Raw genomic sequence first — 902 nt, forward strand, 5'->3', positions numbered from 1 at the left:
GGGCGTCGCGGTTGCCGTCGGGTCGCATGTGCGCCGAACGGGCCAGCCACCGCAGGGCTTCCTCGTCGTCCTGAGGAGGCAGGGTGTGTGTGCGACGCATTCGCTGCATCTGCAGGCGGTGCTCGATCAGCCGGAGAAACTCGTAGGAGGCCGTCAGGTTCGCGGCATCGTCGCGGCCCACGTAGCCGCCCTCGGTGAGTGCGGTCAGTGCATCGGTCGTGCCGAGAACGCGCAGCGACTCGTCGGTTCGACCGTGCACCAATTGCAGGAGCTGGACGGCGAATTCGACGTCCCGCAGGCTGCCGCGTCCGAGTTTGATCTCGCGCTCGCGGAGCTCCGGCGGCACCATTTCCTCGACGCGACGCCGCATCGCGCGCACCTCGGGCACGAAGTCCTCGCGCTGGCTGGCCAACCACACCATCGGGTTGACCGCGTCGACGTAATCGTTGCCGAGCGCGATGTCGCCGGTCATCGGGCGGGCTTTGAGCAGAGCCTGGAACTCCCAGGTCTTGGCCCAGCGCTTGTAGTAGGCAACGTGCGAATCCAAGGTGCGGACCAGCTCGCCGCGTTTGCCCTCCGGCCGCAGCGCCGCGTCCACCTCGAAGAACGCCGAGGATCCGATGCGCATCATCTCACCGGCGATGCGGCTCGCCTGCGAGTCGGCGGGCTCGGCGACGAACACGACATCGACGTCGGAGACGTAATTGAGTTCGCGCGCACCGCATTTGCCCATCGCGACGACGGCCAGACGCGTCGGACACGGAGCGTCCGGGCACACGGTGGCCACCGCCACCGCCAGTGCAGCGGTGAGCGCAGCGTCGGCCATGTCGGACAGTTGCGACCCGACCACCGTGTACGGCAGGACGGGTTCGTTCTCGACGGTCGCGGCGAGGTCGTATGCC

At 68.1% G+C, this 902-nt stretch carries 1 pseudogene; it reads right to left on the reverse strand.

Annotated features, from left to right (window positions below):
* Positions 1–902, reverse strand: a pseudogene (locus tag A2J02_RS18860) (bifunctional [glutamine synthetase] adenylyltransferase/[glutamine synthetase]-adenylyl-L-tyrosine phosphorylase); the annotation flags it as partial.

Origin of the sequence: Rhodococcus sp. EPR-147, assembly GCF_001647185.1 — a bacterium.
GTDB lineage: Bacteria > Actinomycetota > Actinomycetes > Mycobacteriales > Mycobacteriaceae > Rhodococcoides.